This is a genomic window from Sulfitobacter mediterraneus (assembly GCF_016801775.1).
In the GTDB taxonomy this organism is placed as follows: domain Bacteria; phylum Pseudomonadota; class Alphaproteobacteria; order Rhodobacterales; family Rhodobacteraceae; genus Sulfitobacter; species Sulfitobacter mediterraneus_A.
In genome coordinates this window covers 3,443,218-3,465,130 of sequence record NZ_CP069004.1, presented here as the reverse complement: position 1 = coordinate 3,465,130, position 21,913 = coordinate 3,443,218, and the positions used below count along the sequence as shown (strand labels likewise).

The window sequence follows — 21,913 nt, the reverse complement described above, 5'->3', positions numbered from 1 at the left end:
TCATGCGGCCTTGCTCAACCTTGTCTTTGGCTTGGCCCGCCCGTTGACCCACGCACGATCAGCTCCCCTTTGAGGCGCAGCTTTTGCGCAGGGCTATCAGCGTTGTCGATCTGGCCCAACAGAACTTCGACAGTCTGCGCCACCATCCGGTTGATGGGCTGGCGGTAACTGGTCAGATCATAGGCAGGCCAGGCGGCAATCGGCACGTCGTCAAACCCGGCGACCAGCAGGTCTTCGGGAATACGCAGGCCGATTTTGTGGCGCACCGCATCGACAAAGGCGAAGGCCATGTGATCGTTGCAGACAAAGACCGCATCAGGCCGGTTCCGCCCCGCGCAAAATTCCAGCGCGGCGGTACGGGCCAGCGGGTATTCAAAGCCGCCGACCTCGCGCATGGCAAGGGACAGCCCCGCCTCTTCCAATCCTTGCAAGAAGCCCTTCTCACGGTCGATCTGGGTCGAGGCTCCTTCAAAGCCGGCGACATAGCCAATGCGCTCCGCGCCGCGTTCGGCAAAATGCTGCGCAATGGCCCGTCCGCCTTCGATATTGTCGGTGGTGACCGCGCTCATCCGTGCGTCGTCTTGGTCGCGGTTGAACAGAACCACCGGAATACCGTGGTCCTCACATTTGCGGGCCAGGCTGGAGGACATGGAAACCGAGGCCAGCACGATCCCGTCGACTTGGTAATCAAGCAGCTGCCGCATCACATCGTCGGTGTCACCAATCGTGGGCGTCGCCATGAAGACCAGCGCGTGATAGCCCTGTTCCTGCAAGGCCACGGCCAGCCGTTCGATGGCTTCGGGATAGAACTGGTTGTCCAGATATGCCACGACCAGCCCGATGATCTGGCTGCGGCCTGTGGTCATGGCGCGGGCCAGAACGTTGGGGCTATAGCCAAGGCTTTCGGCGGCCCGCATTACTTTTTCGCGGGTCTTGTCCGACACGCTGCCGCCGGGGGTAAAGACCCGACTGACGGCGGACTGGCTGACCCCCGCCTTGTGGGCCACCTGCATGGACGTCACTCTGGATTTGTTCACTTTCCCCACCTTGCGCGGCCGCCTTGCAAGGGCAGATGTCGCCGCTGGCAACATGTCGCCCCGGATGCCTTGGCCGGCATCTATCGGTCCGTAGCTCCGTGATAGAACAAAACCACCACGGATAGGAGTGCCCTGTCCAAATTCTTCGCCCAACGTGATTACTCCGCCGCGTCCTGCCACTGCGCCGCCTCGCCGTATGGGACGTTCTGGCCACCGTAGCGGCGGACGCGCAAGTTGCATTGTTCGGCGTGGCCGACAAAGCCTTCGAGCAGGCACAGGCGTGAGCCATAGGCGCCGATCATCGCGGCGGCTTCGTCCGTGGTGACTTTCTGATAGCTATGGGTCTTGAGGTATTTGCCAACCCACAGACCGCCCGTGTAGCGACCGGCCTTCTTGGTGGGCAGCGTGTGGTTGGTGCCGATCACCTTGTCGCCATTGGCCACATTGGTGCGCGGACCAAGAAACAGCGCGCCATAGCTGTGCATGTTCTCCAGATACCAATCATCGCGGTCCGTCATCACCTGCACATGTTCATAGGCCATGTCATTGGCAACCTGCAGCATCTCGTCATGGCTGTCGCAGAGCACCACATCACCAAAGTCTTCCCAGCTCACCGACGCCGTGTTGGCGGTGGGCAGGATCTTCAGGATACGCTCGATCTCGCCCATCGTCGCCTCGGCCAGTTTGCGCGAGGTGGTGATCAGACAGGCGGGGCTGTTGTAGCCGTGTTCGGCCTGCCCCAGCAGATCGGTGGCGCACATCTCGGCATCCACCGTGTCATCGGCAATCACCATGGTCTCGGTCGGCCCGGCAAACAGATCAATGCCCACCCGGCCAAAGAGCTGGCGCTTGGCCTCGGCGACAAAGGCATTGCCCGGCCCGACCAGCAGATGCACCGGCGCGATGCTTTCGGTGCCGATGGCCATCGCGCCCACCGCCTGAATGCCGCCCAGAACATAGATCTCATCCGCGCCGCCGATGTGCATCGCGGCAATCACTGCCGGGTTCGGCTCTCCGTTGAAGGGCGGTGTGCAGGCGATGATGCGCGGCACCCCCGCCACCTTGGCCGTGGCCACCGACATATGCGCCGAGGCGACCATCGGGAATTTGCCGCCGGGCACATAGCAGCCCACCGATTGCACCGGGATGTTCTTGTGGCCGAGGATCACACCGGGCAGCGTTTCCACTTCAATATCGGTCATCGAGGCCCGCTGCGCCTTGGCGAAATTGACCACCTGTTCCTGGGCAAAGCGGATGTCGGCCATGTCACGCTCGGACACCTTGGCGATGATCGCCGCGATCTCGTCATCCGACAGGCGGTAGGACGGACGGTCATAGCCGTCAAACTTCACCGCCAGTTCGTGCACCGCAGCATCGCCGCGCGCCTCGATATCCGCCAAAGTGGAGGCCACAACATCCCGCACCTTCGCGTCATCTTCTGCTTTTTCTGTCTCGGGCTTGCTGCGTTTGAGAAATTCGATCGCCATTGCTCTTATCCTTGAAATTCTTGGTGTTGCTTAGTCCAGCGCAATGCGCGCACCTGTTTGCGGGTCGAACAGATGGCAAATCTCGGCTGGGATTGATCCTTCAACGATCTGGTCGATTTCGGCGCGGTAATCCTTGTTGGTTTTGATTGATACCAACGCGCCGCCCTGACGCCATGTGATCATGGTCGCATCGCCCAAGAGTTCCACCGAATAGACCGGGCCGGTGATCTGGCCGCCAGTGTCGCAGACATCGGCATCCTCAGCGCGAAAGCCCAAGGTTACGGGGCCATTGTGTTTGGTGTTCAGCCCCAGGATCTTCATCCCCTCAGCGGTAAAGGTGCCGCCCTCGATGTGCCCGTCGATCAGGTTCATTGCGGGTGAACCAATGAAGCTGGCCACAAAGGTATTGGCGGGTGTGTTGTAGATTTCCGTGGGCGTGCCGACCTGCTGGATCTCGCCTGCATTCATCACCACAACGCGGTCGGCCAATGTCATCGCTTCGATCTGATCGTGGGTCACATAGACCGTTGTCACCTTCAGCTTGCTTTGCAGGTTCTTGATCTGCGCACGGGTGGAGACCCGCAGCTTGGCGTCCAGATTGGACAGGGGTTCATCCATCAAAAAGACTGTGGGCTTGCGCACGATGGCACGGCCCAGTGCCACACGCTGCCTTTGTCCGCCCGACAATTCGGCAGGGCGGCGGTGCATGAAGTCTTCCAGTTCGACCATCCGCACGGCCCGCATCACCATCTCGTCGTGTTGTTCCTTGGGCACGCGGCGCACCCGCAACGGAAAGCGGATATTCTCATAGACTGACAGGTTTGGATAAAGACCATAGGATTGGAACACCATGGAGATATCGCGGTCTTTCGGGGGCAGATGGTTCACCACCTTATCGCCCAATAGGATCTCGCCCTCGCTGACCCCTTCAAGGCCCGCAATCATCCGCATGGTGGTGGATTTACCGCAGCCGGATGGGCCCAGCAGTACCAGAAATTCTTCATCCGCAATATCGAGGTTGAGGTCTTTCACGCCGACAAAGGCGCCCCATCGCTTGTTGATATTCTTGAGTTGAAGTCGGGCCATGACAGAGACCTATCCTTTGACTGCGCCAGCGGTCAGGCCGCTGACAATTTGGCGTTGGAAAAACATGATGAGCACAAAGAGCGGGATGATGGCCGAGACCACGGCGGCGACCGCATACATGACCTTGCCCTCTTCCTGAGTGGAGCCGAGGAAGCTGTTGATCTTGGGAATCATCGTGGCGTTCTCTTCGGTCAGCAGCATCGAGGTGGTGGTGAAATCGTTGTAGGCCAGCAGGAAGCTGAACAATCCGGTGGTGACAACGCCGGGCCACATCACCGGGATGATGGCCAGACGGAAGGCCTGAAACCTTGTGCATCCATCGACCATCGCGGCCTCATCCAGATCCTTGGGGATCGACAGGAAAAAGCTGTGCAGCATCCAGAGGGTGAAGGGTTGGTTGATCGCCACCAGAACGATGATGGTGGTCGGCAGATAGCCCCAGATATTCAACTGAAAGAACGGCAGCAGATAACCAGAGACCAGCGTGACATGTGGCATGGCGCGAAACACCAGCGCGGCGATGAGGATCCAAAAGGTGTAGCGGAAGCCTGAACGCGCCAAGGCATAGCCGCCCAGCGTGCCAAGTGTGAGGGAGATCAATGTGACGCAAAGCGTCACGATGCCGGTGTTCATCGCGGCACGCCAGAATTCCTTTTCGATCCATGCCCCGCGGTAACCATCGAGGGTAAAGGCACCGCCGGTTTGCGCCGTGGTCGCGGGACCGGTGATTGCGTTCATCCAATCAGCACGGGAGAAGAAATCGCCCTCCGCCTTGAACGATCCCCATGCCGTCCAGAGGAAGGGAAAGGCCGCGATAAACAGCCAGACCAGAACGAATGCCACGGAAAGGACTGCAAGAGCGGTGGATTTCTGGGCCGCGGGATTGTCGCTTGTTGTGTTGAAGAGGGCCATGGATCAAGCCTTTCGATTGAATTCGCGGGCGTTGCGGAACAGCACCGGCAGCAGCAGGATGATCACTCCGACGATCGTCAACATCGACGTTGCAGCAGCGGAGCCAAACAGCGGGGTCTCGGCCTCGCGCAGGTCGGTGTAGATCAGATAGCTCAGTGATGTGGCGCTGGCGGAAGCAGAGAAACCGATGATTGGCTCAAAAATCCGGAAGTTGTCCATCAGCTGCATCAGCGCCACAAAAGTCGCCAGCGGCAGCAGATAGGGCATCACCACAAAGCGGATCTGCTCCCACCGATTGGCGCCATCGACCATGGAGGATTCCAGCGTATCGGAGGGCACGGTTTGCAGTCCGGCGTAGAAGACAACAAAGGCAAAGGGCGCAGAGTGCCAGACGCCGTAAACAAACAACGTGACCCAGGTCAGCGTCGGGGAGGCCTTGAGCGATAGCGATGGATCGGCAAAGAGGTATTGCAGGAAAGCCCCCACAACACCGCGGCTGTCGATCATCCAAAAGAGAACCAGCGAGCCGACCAGCGGCGTGACGATCATCGGCAACAGAGAAAAGAAGATCACCGGTCCTTTGAGGACACTCGGGATCGAATTGACCACCACGGCGATGATAAACCCAAAAACAATCACCAGCGGCGTGACGATAAAGGTATAAGACAGCGTAAAGATCAGCGCTTTGTAGAACGGCAGGTTCATGATCCGGTCGCGGATTTCGCCAAAGTTCTCAGAGGTCGCTACAATCTCGGTGATCTCATCAGTCGCGAGGTGGCTGGAGTTTGTGTAGGTTTCCAACCCATTGAAGCGCCCGGCGGGAGCCTCCTCGCGTATTTTGCGCATCGCATCCTGATCAACCGCGACTTCAGGCGTACACCCAAACGGGCCGCAAGTTTCGGTTTCGATCATGATCTGCTCGTGTTCGACAAACATCGACTGATAGGCGACCGAGATAATCGGAATGGCGATGAACAAAGCCATCGCAAGAAGTGACGGCCAGATAAAGGCCATGAATTCTTTGTGGGTCATTGCGCCCTGCCCCCCTAATTGCCGGATGCGGATCGAATAAACGTAAGGGGGCTATGCCGCCCCCTTACAATGTCTGGCACAAAGCTTAGTTCAGGAAACCAGCTTCTTTTGCTGCGGTGTTGTATGCAGCGGTAATGTCATCCAATGCCTGCTCCGCGCTTTCGCTACCTTGCAGATATTCGATGACATTGTCCCCCAGAGCCGTGTGCAGGAGGCCCATGTAAGGGACCATCGGGTAGGGGCGCGCCTTGCCTTGCAGGTTGGCAACAACACCATCAGCAGCAGGTGTTGGCTCATAGCCATCCACCAGCCAGACAGCCAGCTCCTGGTTTTCCGCGATCACTTGGGGGGAGATTCCCTTCATCATTGCGCGGAAGGAAGCTTCGGCATCTTCGTCAGAGATATTCTTGGCGATGGTGAACCCATCCCACCACAGCGCCGCGGACGGCACGCCGCCATCCGTCAGTGCCGGCATCGCGGCAAGTGCTGTTGCTTTGGCGATCTCTGGTGCAGGGCTGTCGTCGCCGATATAGGCGCTGGCCCGTGATCCCCAGGATGTTGCAAAGGCAAGCTCATTTGCCTCCCAGATCGGTTTGACGCCGTTGGTGTCATAGGTCACGTAATCGGGGCTCATGTAGTCGGTCATCGCCTTGAGCGTTTCAAGCGTCTTGATGCCATTGGCATTGTCGATGTCCAGCTCTGCAGAACCCGCCTTGAAGAAATCGCCACCGGTGCCGAGGTAGGTGTTCACAAACTCTGCCGCGAGGTTCCAGCCGGGCTTGAAGTTCGCCGCCAGCGGATATTCCATCACGCCTTTGTCTTTCAGCATTTTGGAAGCTTCGATCAGTTCGGCATAGGTGCCAGGAACGGCGATGCCATGCTCATCAAGAATGTCCTTGCGATAGAACAGGTGCTGCGCGTTGGCCATAAAGGCAATCGCCATCACCTTGCCATCCACCTTGATCAGCTGTTGCGGCAGCAATTGCTGACCAAACTTTTCAACATAGGCATCCAGCGGGCGGATCAGATCTTCGTTCAGCAACGGCACGATGGAGTTGGTCGCAACAATCGGCACGGTATAGCTGGCCGGATTTGTGGTCAGCGCTGGCACCTGAATGTTCTTGTGCTCGGTCGTGGCGTTGCTGGTGACTTCGACACTGTCGCTTGCGCAAGTCTTGGCCGCATCCGCAATGACATGCAGCGCTTCAAAGTCGTTGGACAAGATCCGGACAGAGCCGCTTTCGATGCCGCAATCGGCCAACGCCGCTGTGGTCGACATCGCCAGACCACAGGCAACGAGTGCTGTTGTGAGTTTGAATTTCATTTGAAACCTCCCATTGGTTTTTTGTCTTCCCCTCTGGCGTCCGGATCCGCTCCCAACGCCACGCGAAACCCGATTCCGAGTCTCGTTGTGGTGACATTTGTGCATATTTTGAATACGCATTCAAGAACAGAATTCGCCACCCCTTCGCTGTTGTTTGCAACCATATCTCCATTTTTTCGCTATAAACTCGCCCTTGCGATCAAAATCGCCACTAAATGGCAACTGGTCAAACCACATCAAAAAGAAATATTTGCAAGCGTATTCACAACTAGATAGCCTTTCATCCAAACCCCCGATTCTGAAGGTGACCTATGAACAAACAACAGCCCACGAAACCAGCGCCGGCCGCAAAGACCCCAGACGTTCTTCAGGCAGAGCGCCTTGATTTTGTTGATCTGGTCCCCGAAGACCGTCCACGTGCGCAACCTATGCGCGGGTTTGATCCGATCTATACCGACATCGTCGACTATATCATTCGGTGTACCCACAAGATCTGGGATGAACGTGATGTAGGGCTCATCTATACCCATTATACACATGATTGCGTGGTCTATGGTGCGACCGGCACGATCTATACGCGCGAGCAGGTTGTGCAGGACACCATTCAACGGATGTTCATGCTGCCGGAACGGCGCGGGATGGCCACCCAGGTGATCTGGCGCGGCAATGAGGATGACGGATTTTACACCTCGCATCTGGTCACCGGCTCTGGCCGGCACACACAGCCCGGCGTTTACGGCAAACCGACAGGGCGCAGTTTTGTCGCGCGGACCATTGCCGATTGCATGGTGTTCGAGAACAAGATTTACCGCGAATGGCTTGTTGTCGACAGCATGGCGCAGATCAAGCAGATCGGCCTTGATCCGCAGGACTACGCCGAGAACCTCGCACAAGGGTATTTCGACAAAGGGTTGCTGTCCATCGACATCGGCGAAAACGGACGCCTGTCAGGGCAATACCCGCCTGAGGCCAAGCCTGACCTGGAGATCGCCCATAACGATCTTGAAGAGCAGGTGTTGATCTGGCTGAACGACATTCACAATCGCCGGATGTTCGGCAAAATCAATGAAGTGTACGCGCCGACCGTTCAGTACCACGGCCCGCTGATGAAGGAACTTTACGGTCAGGCCGCAGTGATCCATCAAACGGTTGGCTTTTACGCATCCATTCCTGATGGCCATTTCATGCCACAGCACATCTGCTCCGTGCCTTGCGATGAAGGCGGTCACAAGGTGGCGATCCGCTGGGTGGTGGAAGGGCATCACCTTGGCTGGGGCATTCTGGATGATCTTGGTGCACCGACTGGCAAACGGGTTCAGGTCATGGGCATGACCCATCTGCATATTCGCGATGGCCGGATTGTCGATGAATGGGTGAACTACGACGAAATGTCGATCCTGATGCAGGTAAAATTGGCACAGATGGCGGACCGGCCCAGCGCGGTCTTGCCTGAAGCCTGAGTTCAGGCGACCATCCCCCAAGGTTTTTGGCTTGGGGGATGGCGGCGTAACAGATGCAGGTCAGATGCTCTTGATCGACCCGCCGTCGATGCGGATTTTTGATCCTGTCACATAGCCCGCCCGCGCCGAAGCAAGGAATGTGACCACATCGGCAAACTCCTCCGGCTTTCCGTAGCGGCCCGCAGGGATCGTGGCGCGGGATTTTGCCGCGACCTCTGTCACATCAGTTTCGGTGCGTTTGGCGGCTGCGGCGTCCAGTTCATCGACCCGCTGAGTATGGATGCGGCCCGGCATCACAACATTGACGGTGATCCCGTCCCCTGCCACCTCATTGGCCAATGTCTTGGACCAACCCACAACCGCAGAACGGATACCATTGGACAGGGCAAGGTTCGGGATTGGCTGCTCTACTCCGGATGAGGTGATCGAAATAATCCGCCCCCATTCGCGCCTCTTCATGGCGGGCAGCAGACGGGTGTTGAGGTGGAACAAATTGGCGGCCATCGCCTCAAAATGGGTCAACCACTGACCGCGTTCTGCCGTTTGTGCCGTTCCCGGGGGTGGGCCGCCGCCGTTATTCACGATGATATCGACACCGCCGTCCTTGAGCAGATCATCGACGACAGAGTCCACTTGCCCAATATCCGCAAGATCCAACGCCAGCGGCGTCACATTCGACATGCCTTGCGCCCAATCTGCGATCTTGTCGCGGCTGCGTGCGGCGGCAAAGACCGTTGCACCTTCGGCAGCAAGCGATTTGGCAATGGCCATGCCAAGTCCGCGACTGGCACCCAGCACCAGCGCCCGTTTTCCGTTCAGTTCGAGATCCATTAGCCCAGTTCCTTCAATCTTCGTTCTTGCCGTTCGATCAATCGGTCCACTTCGGCGCGGCTGTCTGCCGAAAGCGCCGCACCCGGTTTGCGCAGCGCGTCATGGGCGATGATCCCGCGTTTGGCCAAGGTGTATTTGCGGATCGCCAGCCCCATGCCCGGCTGCTGTTCAAAACGGGCCAGCGGCAGATAGGCATCAAAGATATCGCGCCCGCGTTCGGCCTCTCCCTTGTTGTGGTGTTCCACCACGCTGACCATCATCTCCGGATAGGCAAAGCCGGTCATAGCCCCATCCGCCCCCCGCGCCATTTCTTCGGGCAGGAACAGACCACCATTGCCACAAAGGATCGAAAGCGGCCTGTTCAGCGCACCTGCCTTGCGTAGCGCTGTGATCTTCTCAAGCCCCGGCCAATCCTCATGCTTGAGGCAAACGCAGGTTGGCAGATCGTTAACTATTCTGGCGATCACCTTTGGCGCGATCTGCACCCCTGTGACCAGCGGAAAGTCCTGCAAGACAAATGGCACATCGCCAATCAGCTCGGCCACTTGGGTATAGTAAGTCACGATCTGGTCATCGGTACGCAGGTTGCCTGGCGGCGCCACCATCACGCCTGCCGCGCCAAGATCCATCACCATCTGCGTCAAGCCGCCGATCTGGGCAAAGCCGGGGGCGGATACACCTACAACCACCGGCACCCGGCCATCCACGCGGGCCAATATCCGTGCCACCACATCGCGGGATTCCTCGACGGTTAACTTGGGCGCTTCGCCCATCATGCCCAAGACTGTCAGCCCTGTCGCACCTGCGCCGAGGTAGAAATCCACCATCCTGTCACAGCTGTCCATGTCGATCCGTCCGTCCGGGTGAAAGGGCGTCACGGCAATCACAAAGACGCCAGCGGCTTGGGGAGTGAGTAAAGTCATTGTTGGTCCTATCGTGTCTTTTGAAGTGCCACCCGCCCGATCGCCATGGCAGTGGCGGCCTGACAAGGTTCGACCACCGGAATGCCAAGATGGGTTTCAAGATCGGTGCGAAAAGCGGTCATGCCTGCGCAGCCCAGAATAACAACGTCTGCCCGTGCTGTGTCGCGCAGGTGTTCGCCGACGGAAATGAGCCGCTCGAACGTGCGGGTTTCATCGGCCAATTCGGCCACGCCCAGCTCCAGCGGGTGATCCCCCGCCAGCCGGTCCATCACGCCCATGGCCCCGACATAGCGCATGTGACGCGGTATGCTGGTGGACAGGATGGAGATAATGCCGAACTGCTGGCCGAGGGTCATCGCGGTCAGGATGGAGGCCTCTGCAATGCCCAGCACAGGATGGTTTGATTGCTCGCGCAGCGCCGCCAATCCCGGATCGGAATAACAGGCCACGACGAAGGCGCTGGCGGTTTCTTCAAGAGCCGCGCAATGGGCCAGCATCGGGGCCACGACCCCATCCACATGCGCTTGCGTTTCAATGCCCGGCGGCCCTTCGGCCAGAGTCCGGGCTTCAATCGGAACCGGAGCGGCAGCGCGCATTGGGTCAACAGCGCGGCTAATGCCATCCGTGACGTGTTGGCTGCTGTTGGGGTTGATCACATAGATGGTCATGCGGGTGTTGCCTCTCTTCCCCAAAAGTCATCCGGCAGGGCCATATCCGCCTGACCGCCGCCGATACGTTCCAGCATCACGGCACATTGCCGCGCGGCATCGGCAAGGATCTCATCCTCGTGCACCTGCGTTGCGCGGCCATCCTCAAGCACCATGGCCCCGCCCACCATCACATTGCTAACATCATTGCCATTTGCAAAACAGACCAGCCGGTGCAGCGGCATGTTGGGCGGGAACAAATGCGCACGGCGCAGATCAACGGTGATCACATCCGCGCGTTTGCCAACCTCCAAAGACCCGATATCGGCCTCCATGCCCAAGGCCCGCGCCCCACCAATCGTACACATTTCCAACGTCTTGCCGATGGGCAGGACATCTGCATCCTGAAAATGCCTGCGGTGGTAATGCATCGCCTGCTGCATGTGGCGGAACATGTCTGCCGACCGGTCCGGCGCTGTGGCGTCTGATCCCAGGGCAACCGTCGCCCCCTGCGCCATCATCTCAATCGCGGGGCAGCGCCCCATGATAGAGGCATTGGCGGATGGATTATGCGCCACCTTGGTGTCTGTCTCGGCAATCAGCGCGATCTCGTCCTCGTGCAGATCAATGCAGTGGGACAGCAAGGATTGCGGCCCCAAAAGCCCCAGTTCATGTGCCCTGCGCACTGATCCGCGCCAGTGACCGTCCTGGGTGAAGACCGCGCTATTGTCTTTGGCAAACTGACGGACTGCCTGGCTTTGTGCACAGGCGGCGACGTAGTCTTCAGGCGCCATGTCGCGCTCATGCTCATCGCGTAAAACGGGATAGAGCATGGCGATGCGGATCGTGTCATCTGCCTTGCCGTGCCATGCCTCGAAGATATGTTGACAGGTCTCGAACTGCTGCTCAAAGCGCACCGGATAGGTTGTGCGGCTGCCGCCTTTGTAATGGGCATAATCAATTGGATGCGGGGCGCGGGTTGGCCCCACGGCAACAACCGAACGGGTGCCGACGGTCATGACCCCCTCGCAATGCGCCGTGGCATAGGCCGGATCATCTGTGCGCATGATTGTGTCACCGCCGCCCAGCAGGGATACCCCGGTGGTCACGCCAAACCGAAGCCGCTCCAACGCGGCAAGGCGGGCCTCGGCATACCAGAACGCCGTGTCCGAGGCTTGCGTGTAAACTTCGCCGCAGATCTCTTCCCACCTATTGCCGTTGTGCATGCCGATAGATTTGATCAGCCCGTGACCGGCGTGGGCATGCACATCCACAAGACCCGGCAGAATGATCTGGTCGGTGCAATCAATGACCTTTGCTGCACGCACCTGAACGGCCAGCGCCACAGCCTCCCCCACAGCCACGATCCGCCCGCCAGAAACGGCCACCGCGCCGCGATCCAGCACCTCGCGTTGATCGTTCATGGTCACAAGGCAACCACCAGTGAAAAGCGTATCAGCCTCTGTCATTCTGGTGCCTCCAGTTTTGGCAAACTTGCCACGTCAATCACGCCGTCCGCGGGCATCTTAAAACCCGGGTGCGCGCCCCAAAGACCAATCACCCGAACCGGATTGTAAAGTGTCAGCCAAGCCGGATCATCCTGCAACAGCCGGTAGGCCTCTTGCCAGATCTTCGCCCGCGCGGCGCGGTCCGTTGTGATGCGGCCCTTGTCGATCAAAGCCTCGATCTTGGGGTTTTCATAGCCTTGCCACCACGATCCTTTGATGCGCGCGTCGATCTTTTCATAAAGTACCCGGTAGGTGCTCATCGGGCTGGAATCAAAGACACAAAGATCTGCGATTTCCTTGCGGCGCACCATATGGGCATAGTCTTCACGTTCCGGATGGACGGTGACCGCCAATGCGATCCCAACCTCCGCCAATTGCACCGCCAAAGCCGCAGTGAGCCTTTCGGCCTCATCGGGGAGCCGTGTCGGGCAGTCCACGTTCAGGGTCAGACCGGAGCCATATCCCGCTTCGGCCAAGAGCCGTTTCGCGGTCTCTCGGTCCATTGTGATTGGCGCGGTGTGGCAGGAACCATAGTGATTTGGACTGACAAAACCGTGCAGCGGCCGGGCCGCGCCCTGCATCACGGTCTGCACAATCGCATCGCGGTCCACAGCAAGGCTGAGGGCACGGCGCACCCGCGCATCGGCCAGCGGCCCCTGCGCGGCATTCAGCAGATAAATAATTGCGACCGGGGACAGAAATTCATGACGCATCGCGCCAAGGGCGCGAGAAGCGTCAAAGTCCAATCCGTTGGCGACCGCAACCTCGCCGCGTTCCAGCAGCGCCAATCGGTCCGCCGGGTCTTGAACCAGCTTCCAGGTGATCCGGGCGTTGGCCGGTGTTCCGGCAAAATGATCCGCCACGCGGGTGGCGGTGATCTGCCCATCCGACACCGCTTGAAGGCGGTAAGGGCCGCTGCCGATCTGGACGGTGTAATTCTTTGTATCGAGGGCAGCAAAGGCGGATGGCGCCACGATGAAGCCTTGCTCCAGCACATCAAGCAGATCCGCCATCGGGGCGGCGAGCCGGACCGACAACCGAAGTGGGTTCAGAACCTCCAGCGCCGCGCCGCCAAGAAATTGCCGCCAAACGGCTGGGGCACCGAGGGTATAGCCTTTGTCCGCACGTGCCATACGCTCAAGGCTTGAGGCCACGGCTGCTGCGTCACAGGGAGAACCGTCATGAAATGTCACGCCCGGTTGCAAATCGAAAACCCAGTGCTGTGCATCCTCGCTGACCGTCCAGCTTTGTGCCAGATGTGGAACAAATTCGGTGCCCACCCGGCGCACCAATGTATCGTAGATCGCGTGCAGGATCGGCAGCTCATCGCTGGCATCGGTGCAATCATGGGGGTCGTGAATGCCTAAACGCGCCTGTGCGATTGTGGTCATGGGCGATCCCTTTCCGGCTCATCCGTCAGGTGGCACGCCACAGTTTGCCCTGCACCCACGTCCTGTAGTGCGGGTCGTTCGCGGGCGCAGCGGTCCCATGCAAAGGGGCAACGGGTCCGGAAACAGCAGCCCGTCGGAAGATCAAGCGCCGATGGCACCTCACCGCTGAGGACAATCTCTTCGCTGCTGCGCTTGGGTTTGATACTGGGTGCTGCAGAAAGAAGCGCACGTGTGTAGGGGTGCCGCGGGCGCGAGAAAAGAATATCGCGCGGCGCGTTCTCGACCATGAAACCCAGATACATCACGCCCACACGGTCCGCGATGTGATGCACAACGGAGAGGTCGTGGCTGATGAACAGATAGGCCAGCCCAAATTCGTCACGCAGATCTTTCATCAGGTTCAGGATCTGTGCCTGAATGGACACATCCAAAGCCGAGACCGGTTCATCCGCCACGATCAATCCCGGCGTCACCGACAGTGCACGGGCAATGCCGATCCGCTGCCGCTGCCCGCCGGAAAACTGGTGCGGATAACGCCCCGCATGTTCCGCGTTCAGCCCGACCCGCGCCAAGAGTTTCTCGATCTGCGCGGGCACGGCTTTGCGGTCTGCCGCGGATTTGGTCTGCTCCAACAATGGCTCTGCCACGATGTCGCGTACCTTCTGGCGGGGGTTCAGCGAAGCATAGGGATCTTGGAAGATCATCTGCATCTTGGCCCGCACCGGCAGCATCTCTGCAAACCCGTGACCGGCGATGTCTTCGCCATCGACATGGATTTCGCCCACGGTCGGTTTGTAGATACGGGCAATGGTTTTGGCGACCGTGGATTTGCCGCATCCGCTTTCGCCAACCAAAGCCATGATCTCGCCGCGGGCAATGGAAAAGCTCACGCCATTCACCGCCCGCACAACCGGGTTTTCCAACCGCAAGCCGCCCCTGTCCAGCTTGAGCCGGTCCAAAAGACCGCCGCCGATGGCAAAGTGCATCTCAAGATCACGCACATCCAACATGGGATCAGATATCGAAGTCATGCAAGCTCTCCCGGTTTGAGGGGGAAGTGGCAAGCCGCCCAAAGCGAGCCATGCTGCGCCGTGAGGGACGGCTCGCGCTCTGCGCAAAGCGCTTGCGCCCGTGGGCAGCGATCCTTGAAATTGCACCCTTTGGGCAGGTTTCGAATGTCCGGCACCGAGCCGGGGATCTGTTTCAACCGGTCATGGCGTTCTGCGGTGTCTGGGATGCTGTCAATCAGACCGCGGGTATAGGGATGGGTCGGCGTTTCAATCAGTTCTCTGGTTTTGCCGCGCTCAACCACGTTGCCGCAATACAGGACCGTGATGTGATCGGCCATTTCGGAGACCACCGCCAGATCATGGGTGATCAGGATCATCGACGCGCCCTTGTCCGCGATCTGCTGGCGCATCAGCTTGAGGATCTGGCTTTGGATGGTCACGTCTAGGGCAGTTGTCGGCTCATCCGCGATGATCAACCGGGGTCGGGCCAGCATGGCAATGGCGATCACGACCCGCTGTCTCATGCCGCCAGAGAACTGGTGCGGATAGGCCTTGAGACGTTCCTCAGCCCGGCTGATGCCGACGCTTTCCAGCATGTCGATACAGGCCTGCTTGCGGGCGCCTGCGTCCAGATCGGAGTGCAGGCACAAAACCTCATCCATCTGCCGACCCACAGTGTGCAACGGGTTGAGCGAGGTCATCGGATCTTGAAAGACCATCGATATCTCGCGGCCGCGCACCTGTCTCAGACGGTCCTCGCCAGCGGTTACAAGGTCTTGCCCGTCCAGCAGGATCTGCCCGCCCTCGATCTTTCCAGGGCTGTCGATCAGGCCGAGAATGGAAAAACCGACAACCGATTTGCCACCGCCGCTTTCACCGACAAGGCCCATCACCTCACCTGCGCCGATTTCGAAGCTGACACCGTTGACCGCTTTGACCGTTCCGGCAAAGGTGTGGAAATGGGTGTGCAGATCCTGCACCGCCAGCAACGGCTTTGACTTGGTTTGCGTGGTCATTTGAGCCTCGGATTAAGTTCGTCGCGCAGGAAATCGCCAAACAGGTTGATGCCAAAAACCAAGGTCATGATCGCCACACCGGGGAAAACCGAAGTCCACCACAGGCCGCTGAACAGCACGTCAAAACCGTTTTTGATCAGCAGGCCCAGCGACGGTTGGGTGATCGGCACACCCACCCCCAGAAAGCTCAGTGATGCTTCGATCAACACGAAGGTGCCGACCTGAATCGTGGCGATTACGATCAAGGGGGTCAGAACATTGGGCAGGACATGTTTGCGAATGATCTTGCGGTTGGACAATCCGGCCACCTTGGCCGCCTGCACGTATTCCTTTTCGATCTCCGACAGGGTCGAGCCCCGCACCGTTCTGGCATAGACGACCCAACCCACGGCGGTCAGCGCAATCAGAACCTTGTCGATGCCGGTGCCCACCGCGGACATCAGGAACAGGGCAATTAGAATGGACGGAAAGGACAGCTGAATGTCCGCAATGCGCATGATGATCGCATCGGCGATGCCACCATAAAACCCGGCAACCAGACCCAGCAGAGTGCCCAGCGTACAAGAAGCAATCATCGCCACCAGCCCGATAAACACCGAGATCCGTGCACCATAGAGAATCGACGCCCAGACATCCCGCCCCTGCCCGTCTGTGCCAAGCGGAAAGCGTGGATCGCCGCCCTCCAGCCACATGGGTGGTTTGTAGCTGTCCATCAGGTTCAGCGCGGCAATATCATAGGGATCCTGCGCCACCAGAAATGGGCCAGCCAGCACCGCAAAGGCAAAAAAGGCCATAAGCGCACTTCCAATGATAGCAGAGGTGCTGCGCTTGTAGTTGTGGAAAAACTCGGAACGGAAGAAGCCAGTCATCATATGCTCATTTCAGCGTGATGCGCGGGTCGATCATCGTGTAGACGATATCGACGATAAAGTTGATGACCACAAAGATCAGCGCCACCAGCATCAGGTAGACCACAATCACCGGGCGATCGGCGCGGTAGATGCTGTCGATCAAAAGCTTGCCCATGCCGGGCCAGGAAAAGATCGTTTCGGTGATTGTCGCAAAGGCAATCAGATCCCCCAATTGCAGACCAAAGATTGTCACCACCGGGATCAGCGCGTTTTTCAGCCCGTGTTTATACAGCACATCGCGCCGCGTCGCCCCTTTGGCGCGGGCAAATTTCATAAAGTCCTGACGCCCCACTTCCATCATGCCGGCACGGGTCATGCGCAGCAAAATGGCCATGGTTCCAAGGGACAGGGTGATCGCGGGCAACATGATGTGATGCCAGCCATCCCAAGTCAGCAAGCTGATCCGCAGACCAAAAAGCTCTGCCGTGTCGCCGCGGCCGGAAGAGGGAAAGACCCCCCAATGAACTGCGAAGAGGTAGATCAACACCATCCCGACCCAAAAACCCGGCAGGGAGATCCCCAAGAGAGACCCGGCCATGATAACCCGGCTGATCCGGCTGTTGGGGTTGGCCCCAGCATAGACGCCCAAGGGGATTGCCACGGCAATGGCGAGCGCCATCGCCACCAGAACCATTTCGACCGTGGCTGGCATCCGTTCAAGGATGAGGGTCATGGCAGGTTGGCGGAACACGTATGAATTGCCAAAATCACCCTGCACCAGACTGGTCAAAAACTTGCCGTATTGGACCAGCAACGACTGATCGAGCCCCAGCAAACGGCGGGCCTGCGCGATCTCGGCGTCGGTGGCGTCAATCGGGACAACCATGAACACTGGATCGCCAGTGAAACTCATCATCAGGAAGACAATCACCGAAACCACCCAAAGAACGAGGGTCATCTGGATCAATCGTTTGAGCAGGTATCCGAACATCAGCGCCGATCAGCCTTGTTTGATAGGAAAAAAATGACCCCAACGCGCATTGCGCGCTGGGGCCAGTTACGGGGTCAGTTAACGTCCATGTCGTAGGCCCACAGGAACTTGTCCACGCGCGGCTCAAGCATCACGCCATCACGGGCGGCATAGATGTCCTGCTCGTAATGCAGGGGGATCATCGGCACATCCGCCATCAGGATCTTGGTCGCTTCTTGCAGAAGGGCGTCACGTTCTTCGATCTTGGGGGTGGAATCGGCCTTATCAACCAGTGCGTCCATTTCAGCGTTGGAATAGGAACCACGGTTCACCTGACCATAGCCATCCTTCTTGCCCCGCGTGTAAAAAAGCGCACCATACATGGATCCGGCATCGCCCGACGGCACGTCCCAGCCACTCATGATAAAGCTGGAGTTCTCGGTCGGCACGCGGATGTAGCCCCAGAAGTTGGACTTGGGCATGATGTTCAGTTGCAGGTCAATGTTGATCTTGGCCAGCATCGACGCCAACGCCTGTGCAATCTGGGCATCGTTCACATATCGGTTGTTGGTGGCATCCAGCGTCATGGTGAAGCCATCAGCATAGCCTGCCTCGGCCATCAAAGCCTTGGCCCCCTCGATATCCAGCGGATACATCTCACGGAAGTTCAACCCGTCGACATGTCCAATGTGGGACGCTGGTACATATTGATCCGAAGGTGTCGCCAGCCCGTTCATCACGATCTTGTTGATCGCGTCCACGTCAATTGCCTGCGCAATTGCCGCACGCACACGCTGATCCGTCATTGGGTTCTTGCCCTCGATGGTCGGGGAGTTTTCGCGCATGTCCATGGCCAGAACGACATTCAAGAGACTTGGCCGGGTGATAACGCTGAACCCGCCCTCTTTCTTCACGCGGTCCACATCACGCACGGCAAGATCCTGGATCACGTCCACTTCGCCGGTCAGCAATGCCGCCGTGCGGGTGGCTGGATTGGTGATCGGGCGGAAGGTGACCTCTTTGATCTTTGGAGCCCCGGCCCAATAGCCATCAAAGGCTTTCAGAACCAGCTTTTCCTCTTTGATCCATTGATCCAGCATATAGGGCCCGGTGCCCATAGGCTTGAGGTCCATATCGGTGTCACCGGTGGCGGTGGTATATTCTTCATCAAGGATCAACAGCTCGGCCAGATCATTGGGCAAGACCGCATAGGGCTTGGGCGTTTTGATCTCGACCGTCGTGTCATCCACCGCGGTGATGGAGGCGATGTTTGCCACCAGATCAGGCCGAATGGATTCACGGGCCTTTTCAATGGTGAAAACAACATCCGACGCGGTAAATGCATTGCCGTTGTGGAAGGTCACACCATCGCGCAGCTTGAAGCGCCATGTGGTCTCATCCACGTTCTCCCAGCTTTCTGCAAGACCCGGCCCAAAGGACAGATCCCCCGCTCGCTTCACCAGCGGATCATAGAGGTGGTAATACATGATATTGGACGACAGCTCTTCGCCCGCGAGGGGGTAAAGGTGGCTTGGATCGGATGTCAGACCGATGGTCACCGACTTGCCATCGGCCTGGGCCATGCTGGCCGCCGCGGCTAGGACAGCCACTCCGACAGCTCCGGCGCGCAGGGCGGTTTGAGACAGATATTTCATGGAAACTCCTCTGGTTGGTCGCGTTTGCGAAAGGTAGAACCGGACGGTTTGCCGCCCTTGTTTTGGTTTGATTGAATTGGGTTTGCGCTGATCAGTGCCCCGGTTTCGCGGTCTGCACCTCGATCTGGTATCCCTCTGGATCGTTCATCACGAATGCCCGAATGCCTAGCTCCGCACTGTCGCGCGGCGCGGTTAATCCTTCGACGTTTTGGGACGCGGCCCATGCGTGCCACGCATCGACATCCGGCACCCGCAGACACAGTTGAACGGTTTTGTCCTCGGCCCAATTTTGCATACCGCGTGCTTCATCCACGAGGCCGACATGGGCCTGCCCGTCGATCCGGTAAATTTTTGACCAGCCCTGATCGATGGCCAGATCGAACCCCAGCACAGTCTCGTAAAAGGCCATCGCCGCGGGAAGGTCGCGATAATACTGAAAGGTGATGGCCAGCACGATCCCGTCATCCGGGCGTTTTACCTGTGTCGAAGTCATCTGGTTTCTCACTCTGGGTCAATTTGGTATCCGGACGGTATACCATTTGAACACCGAGTCAATAGCCCCTCTCAGAATCCTCTAAAGACCTGCAAGAGCCTGCGTTAGAACGGGTGGTAGATGTGTGAAATAATGGCTTCGCGCACGTTGCTCAGGTGCAGCTTCATCGCAGCCGAGGCCGCATCTGGCGCTTGCGCGGTGATGGCGTCAATGATCGCCAAATGCTCATGACAACCGGGCAGAAGCCGGTCGGGAATCGACCCCTGGTCGAACATCCGGGTCTTGTTCTTAAGCCCTTCTATCAACTCAACCAGTATTTTGGATCCGGCCAAACGCGCGATTTCAAGATGCAGGTCCCGGTCAAGCTTTGAGTGGGTGCGCGCATCTGGCCGCTCCCCTTCGATAAACCCTACAATCTGCGCCCTCAAAGCCAATAAGCCCTCGTATGAACCCTTTGAAAGAGCGGCCTTTTTAGCGGCTTCGCACTCGAGAAGGCTGCGGGCGTGCAGGATCTCCATGATATCGCTTAGGGACACACTGCTGACCATAGGGGTGCCGCCGGCAGACCGGGTCGCCAGGCCTTCGCTGATCAGCTGGCCAATCGCCTCTCGGACCGGGGTTCGTGACACACCAAGACGGTCGGCAAACTTCTTTTCGCGCAGCAAGGTGCCCGGCTCCAGCGTGCCATCGAGAATCATCGCCTTCATCCGCTCAAACGCAGAATTCCCCAAGGTTTGAACGGGATCGGCCATGGTTTCTCCTTCGTGGCTTGCTCGACTATGTCATATTTATATCCGAGGCATCTTTAAAGATGTGAGAAATGGTATACACTGAGTATTTCAATATGCAAAATTTGGCGTTGGACCGGGCATGAACAGCACTACTTTCGATCTCATCATTCGCGGCGGAACGGTGGTGACGCCCCAGGGGACACAGCGGTCTGACGTGGGCGTGGCAGGCGGGCGGATCACTGCCGTTGCACCAGACCTGCCCGGCGATGCCGGCGAGGTGATTGACGCCGGTGGCCATCTGGTTGTGCCCGGCGGTGTCGATACCCATTGCCATATCGAACAGATCTCGGGCGCAGGTCTGATGAATGCAGATACCTTTGAAACCGCCACCCGTTCAGCGGTCTTTGGCGGCACAACCTGCGTCGTGTCTTTTGCCGCACAGCATCCGGGCCAGAAGATCAAACAGGTCGTGGCGGATTACGCCGCGCTCGCCCAAAAGGGCGCGATGATTGATCACGCCTTCCACATGATCGTCGCCGATACGGGTAATGGCAACCTGACCGAAGATCTGCCCGACCTGATCGCGCAGAACCACAGGTCGATCAAGATTTTCACCACCTATGACAAGGTGCGACAAGACGACAAATCCATTCTCGACATTCTGGATCTCGCGGCCCGCGACGGTGCCTTGGTGTGTTTTCACGCCGAGAATGACGGCTTGATCCGCAACATGACCGACAAATTGCTGGCCGAGGGCAAAACAGCACCAAAATACCACGCGGCGTCACACCCACGAGAAGCAGAAATTGAAGCGATTGACCGCATGTGCCGCTTTGCCAAATTCACCGGGGCACGGATCATGATCTTTCACGTATCCACCCGCGAGGGGGCGGATATTGTGCGCAAGGCGCGCGCGAAAGGGGTGAATGTTCAGGCCGAGACCTGTCCGCATTACCTGTTCATGACGGTGGATATTCTGGAGCAGGACAATCCGGCGCGGTTCATGTGCTCTCCTCCGCAACGCACGCCCGAAGATCAGCAGGCGCTATGGGAGGCAATTGCCGATGGCACCTTGTCGTTGGTTACATCCGATCACGCCCCCTATCGGATGGATGCAAGCGGCAAGTTCGCCAACGGACGTGATGCCCCGTTCAACAAGATTGCCAACGGAATGCCGGGGCTTGAGACACGCCTGCCGCTGATGTTCAACGCAATGGTAAGCGAAGGGCGCGGCGGGCTGGATGCCTTTGCACGCGTCACCGCAACGGCCCCTGCACAGGCATTCGGCCTGATGAACAAGGGCGCAATCGCGCCGGGGTTCGATGCAGATATCGCCATTTGGAACCCTGAATTGAGCTACACCTATGGCGCCAACGATCTCAAAGACAATGTTGGCTACAACCCCTTTGAAGGAACCACCGTCACAGGCATGCCGGTGACCGTCCTTTCGCGGGGGCAAGTGATAGTCCGCGACCGCGCATTACACAGCCTGCCCGGTCACGGCGCATGGCAACCCATGACATGGCAGGGCAATCAGCGCCCTGCGTGA

Annotated in this window: 20 protein-coding genes; 2 read left to right on the top strand and 18 right to left on the bottom strand. The window is 58.4% G+C overall.

The genetic code is table 11. The features are described from left to right. Nucleotides 1-14: 14 nt before the first annotated feature. The 6 genes from JNX03_RS17105 to JNX03_RS17080 all read right to left on the bottom strand — a co-directional run bounded on the left by JNX03_RS17105 (nucleotide 15) and on the right by JNX03_RS17080 (nucleotide 6,878). The gene (locus JNX03_RS17105) at nucleotides 15-1,037 is read right to left on the bottom strand and encodes a LacI family DNA-binding transcriptional regulator (protein WP_203210199.1); all 1,023 of its coding nucleotides are present in this window, start codon (nucleotides 1,035-1,037) and stop codon (nucleotides 15-17) included. A gap of 158 nt (nucleotides 1,038-1,195) precedes the next feature. Continuing rightward, the gene (hisD, locus tag JNX03_RS17100) at nucleotides 1,196-2,524 is read right to left on the bottom strand and encodes a histidinol dehydrogenase (protein WP_203210198.1); all 1,329 of its coding nucleotides are present in this window, start codon (nucleotides 2,522-2,524) and stop codon (nucleotides 1,196-1,198) included. 30 nt (nucleotides 2,525-2,554) lie between these two features. After that, entirely contained in the window at nucleotides 2,555-3,610 is a 1,056-nt protein-coding gene (locus JNX03_RS17095; protein ID WP_203210197.1) for an ABC transporter ATP-binding protein, read from the bottom strand. 9 nt (nucleotides 3,611-3,619) lie between these two features. Then, complete coding sequence (locus JNX03_RS17090) at nucleotides 3,620-4,522, bottom strand: carbohydrate ABC transporter permease (RefSeq protein WP_203210196.1); 903 nt, start codon at nucleotides 4,520-4,522, stop codon at nucleotides 3,620-3,622. A gap of 3 nt (nucleotides 4,523-4,525) precedes the next feature. Then, the gene (locus JNX03_RS17085; RefSeq protein WP_203210195.1) at nucleotides 4,526-5,554 is read right to left on the bottom strand and encodes a carbohydrate ABC transporter permease; all 1,029 of its coding nucleotides are present in this window, start codon (nucleotides 5,552-5,554) and stop codon (nucleotides 4,526-4,528) included. Nucleotides 5,555-5,639: 85 nt separating this feature from the next. Beyond that, nucleotides 5,640-6,878 (bottom strand): ABC transporter substrate-binding protein, encoded by a 1,239-nt coding sequence (locus tag JNX03_RS17080; RefSeq protein WP_203210194.1) that lies wholly within the window; start codon nucleotides 6,876-6,878, stop codon nucleotides 5,640-5,642. 311 nt (nucleotides 6,879-7,189) lie between these two features. Here JNX03_RS17080 and JNX03_RS17075 point away from each other — a divergent pair, with 311 nt between their 5' ends. Further along, nucleotides 7,190-8,338: an ester cyclase gene (locus JNX03_RS17075; RefSeq protein WP_203210193.1), complete on the top strand. Its 1,149-nt coding sequence runs from the start codon at nucleotides 7,190-7,192 to the stop codon at nucleotides 8,336-8,338. 60 nt (nucleotides 8,339-8,398) lie between these two features. Here JNX03_RS17075 and JNX03_RS17070 read toward each other — a convergent pair whose 3' ends face one another. The 12 genes from JNX03_RS17070 to JNX03_RS17015 all read right to left on the bottom strand — a co-directional run bounded on the left by JNX03_RS17070 (nucleotide 8,399) and on the right by JNX03_RS17015 (nucleotide 20,385). After that, nucleotides 8,399-9,169 carry an SDR family oxidoreductase gene (locus JNX03_RS17070; protein ID WP_203210192.1) on the bottom strand — a complete coding sequence of 257 codons (771 nt, stop codon included), beginning with the start codon at nucleotides 9,167-9,169 and terminating at the stop codon, nucleotides 8,399-8,401. Continuing rightward, complete coding sequence (locus JNX03_RS17065) at nucleotides 9,169-10,092, bottom strand: dihydrodipicolinate synthase family protein (RefSeq protein WP_203210191.1); 924 nt, start codon at nucleotides 10,090-10,092, stop codon at nucleotides 9,169-9,171. Before JNX03_RS17065 ends, JNX03_RS17070 begins: the two co-directional genes overlap by 1 nt. An 8-nt stretch (nucleotides 10,093-10,100) precedes the next feature. Continuing rightward, nucleotides 10,101-10,760: an aspartate/glutamate racemase family protein gene (locus JNX03_RS17060; protein ID WP_203210190.1), complete on the bottom strand. Its 660-nt coding sequence runs from the start codon at nucleotides 10,758-10,760 to the stop codon at nucleotides 10,101-10,103. Next, nucleotides 10,757-12,208: an amidohydrolase family protein gene (locus tag JNX03_RS17055; protein WP_203210189.1), complete on the bottom strand. Its 1,452-nt coding sequence runs from the start codon at nucleotides 12,206-12,208 to the stop codon at nucleotides 10,757-10,759. Before JNX03_RS17055 ends, JNX03_RS17060 begins: the two co-directional genes overlap by 4 nt. Then, nucleotides 12,205-13,638, bottom strand: a complete 1,434-nt coding sequence (locus JNX03_RS17050; RefSeq protein WP_203210188.1) for an ABC transporter substrate-binding protein — start codon at nucleotides 13,636-13,638, stop codon at nucleotides 12,205-12,207. The genes JNX03_RS17055 and JNX03_RS17050 overlap by 4 nt, the downstream gene beginning before the upstream one ends. After that, nucleotides 13,635-14,669, bottom strand: a complete 1,035-nt coding sequence (locus JNX03_RS17045; protein WP_203210187.1) for an ABC transporter ATP-binding protein — start codon at nucleotides 14,667-14,669, stop codon at nucleotides 13,635-13,637. The genes JNX03_RS17050 and JNX03_RS17045 overlap by 4 nt, the downstream gene beginning before the upstream one ends. After that, nucleotides 14,666-15,664, bottom strand: a complete 999-nt coding sequence (locus JNX03_RS17040) for an ABC transporter ATP-binding protein (protein WP_203210186.1) — start codon at nucleotides 15,662-15,664, stop codon at nucleotides 14,666-14,668. Before JNX03_RS17040 ends, JNX03_RS17045 begins: the two co-directional genes overlap by 4 nt. Continuing rightward, entirely contained in the window at nucleotides 15,661-16,533 is an 873-nt protein-coding gene (locus JNX03_RS17035; protein WP_203210185.1) for an ABC transporter permease, read from the bottom strand. The genes JNX03_RS17040 and JNX03_RS17035 overlap by 4 nt, the downstream gene beginning before the upstream one ends. A gap of 7 nt (nucleotides 16,534-16,540) precedes the next feature. Next, entirely contained in the window at nucleotides 16,541-17,506 is a 966-nt protein-coding gene (locus JNX03_RS17030) for an ABC transporter permease (RefSeq protein ID WP_203210184.1), read from the bottom strand. Between the two features lie 74 nt (nucleotides 17,507-17,580). After that, entirely contained in the window at nucleotides 17,581-19,140 is a 1,560-nt protein-coding gene (locus tag JNX03_RS17025) for an ABC transporter substrate-binding protein (RefSeq protein WP_203210183.1), read from the bottom strand. 91 nt (nucleotides 19,141-19,231) lie between these two features. Further along, nucleotides 19,232-19,633: a VOC family protein gene (locus JNX03_RS17020; RefSeq protein ID WP_203210182.1), complete on the bottom strand. Its 402-nt coding sequence runs from the start codon at nucleotides 19,631-19,633 to the stop codon at nucleotides 19,232-19,234. A gap of 104 nt (nucleotides 19,634-19,737) precedes the next feature. Beyond that, on the bottom strand, nucleotides 19,738-20,385 hold the full coding sequence (locus JNX03_RS17015; RefSeq protein WP_203210181.1) for a GntR family transcriptional regulator: 648 nt from the start codon (nucleotides 20,383-20,385) through the stop codon (nucleotides 19,738-19,740). Nucleotides 20,386-20,503: 118 nt separating this feature from the next. On the opposite strand from JNX03_RS17015, the gene hydA reads away from it, so the two are divergent. Beyond that, complete coding sequence (gene hydA, locus JNX03_RS17010; protein WP_203210180.1) at nucleotides 20,504-21,913, top strand: dihydropyrimidinase; 1,410 nt, start codon at nucleotides 20,504-20,506, stop codon at nucleotides 21,911-21,913.

Bases quoted from the DNA above. Each gene is read 5' to 3' on its own strand.
- hisD (WP_203210198.1), bottom strand. From the start codon at position 2,524: ATGGCGATCGAATTTCTCAAACGCAGCAAGCCCGAGACAGAAAAAGCA.
- JNX03_RS17095 (WP_203210197.1), bottom strand. From the start codon at position 3,610: ATGGCCCGACTTCAACTCAAGAATATCAACAAGCGATGGGGCGCCTTT.
- JNX03_RS17090 (WP_203210196.1), bottom strand. From the start codon at position 4,522: ATGGCCCTCTTCAACACAACAAGCGACAATCCCGCGGCCCAGAAATCC.
- JNX03_RS17085 (WP_203210195.1), bottom strand. From the start codon at position 5,554: ATGACCCACAAAGAATTCATGGCCTTTATCTGGCCGTCACTTCTTGCG.
- JNX03_RS17080 (WP_203210194.1), bottom strand. From the start codon at position 6,878: ATGAAATTCAAACTCACAACAGCACTCGTTGCCTGTGGTCTGGCGATG.
- JNX03_RS17075 (WP_203210193.1), top strand. From the start codon at position 7,190: ATGAACAAACAACAGCCCACGAAACCAGCGCCGGCCGCAAAGACCCCA.
- JNX03_RS17070 (WP_203210192.1), bottom strand. From the start codon at position 9,169: ATGGATCTCGAACTGAACGGAAAACGGGCGCTGGTGCTGGGTGCCAGT.
- JNX03_RS17065 (WP_203210191.1), bottom strand. From the start codon at position 10,092: ATGACTTTACTCACTCCCCAAGCCGCTGGCGTCTTTGTGATTGCCGTG.
- JNX03_RS17060 (WP_203210190.1), bottom strand. From the start codon at position 10,760: ATGACCATCTATGTGATCAACCCCAACAGCAGCCAACACGTCACGGAT.
- JNX03_RS17055 (WP_203210189.1), bottom strand. From the start codon at position 12,208: ATGACAGAGGCTGATACGCTTTTCACTGGTGGTTGCCTTGTGACCATG.
- JNX03_RS17050 (WP_203210188.1), bottom strand. From the start codon at position 13,638: ATGACCACAATCGCACAGGCGCGTTTAGGCATTCACGACCCCCATGAT.
- JNX03_RS17045 (WP_203210187.1), bottom strand. From the start codon at position 14,669: ATGACTTCGATATCTGATCCCATGTTGGATGTGCGTGATCTTGAGATG.
- JNX03_RS17040 (WP_203210186.1), bottom strand. From the start codon at position 15,664: ATGACCACGCAAACCAAGTCAAAGCCGTTGCTGGCGGTGCAGGATCTG.
- JNX03_RS17035 (WP_203210185.1), bottom strand. From the start codon at position 16,533: ATGACTGGCTTCTTCCGTTCCGAGTTTTTCCACAACTACAAGCGCAGC.
- JNX03_RS17030 (WP_203210184.1), bottom strand. From the start codon at position 17,506: ATGTTCGGATACCTGCTCAAACGATTGATCCAGATGACCCTCGTTCTT.
- JNX03_RS17025 (WP_203210183.1), bottom strand. From the start codon at position 19,140: ATGAAATATCTGTCTCAAACCGCCCTGCGCGCCGGAGCTGTCGGAGTG.
- JNX03_RS17020 (WP_203210182.1), bottom strand. From the start codon at position 19,633: ATGACTTCGACACAGGTAAAACGCCCGGATGACGGGATCGTGCTGGCC.
- JNX03_RS17015 (WP_203210181.1), bottom strand. From the start codon at position 20,385: ATGGCCGATCCCGTTCAAACCTTGGGGAATTCTGCGTTTGAGCGGATG.
- hydA (WP_203210180.1), top strand. From the start codon at position 20,504: ATGAACAGCACTACTTTCGATCTCATCATTCGCGGCGGAACGGTGGTG.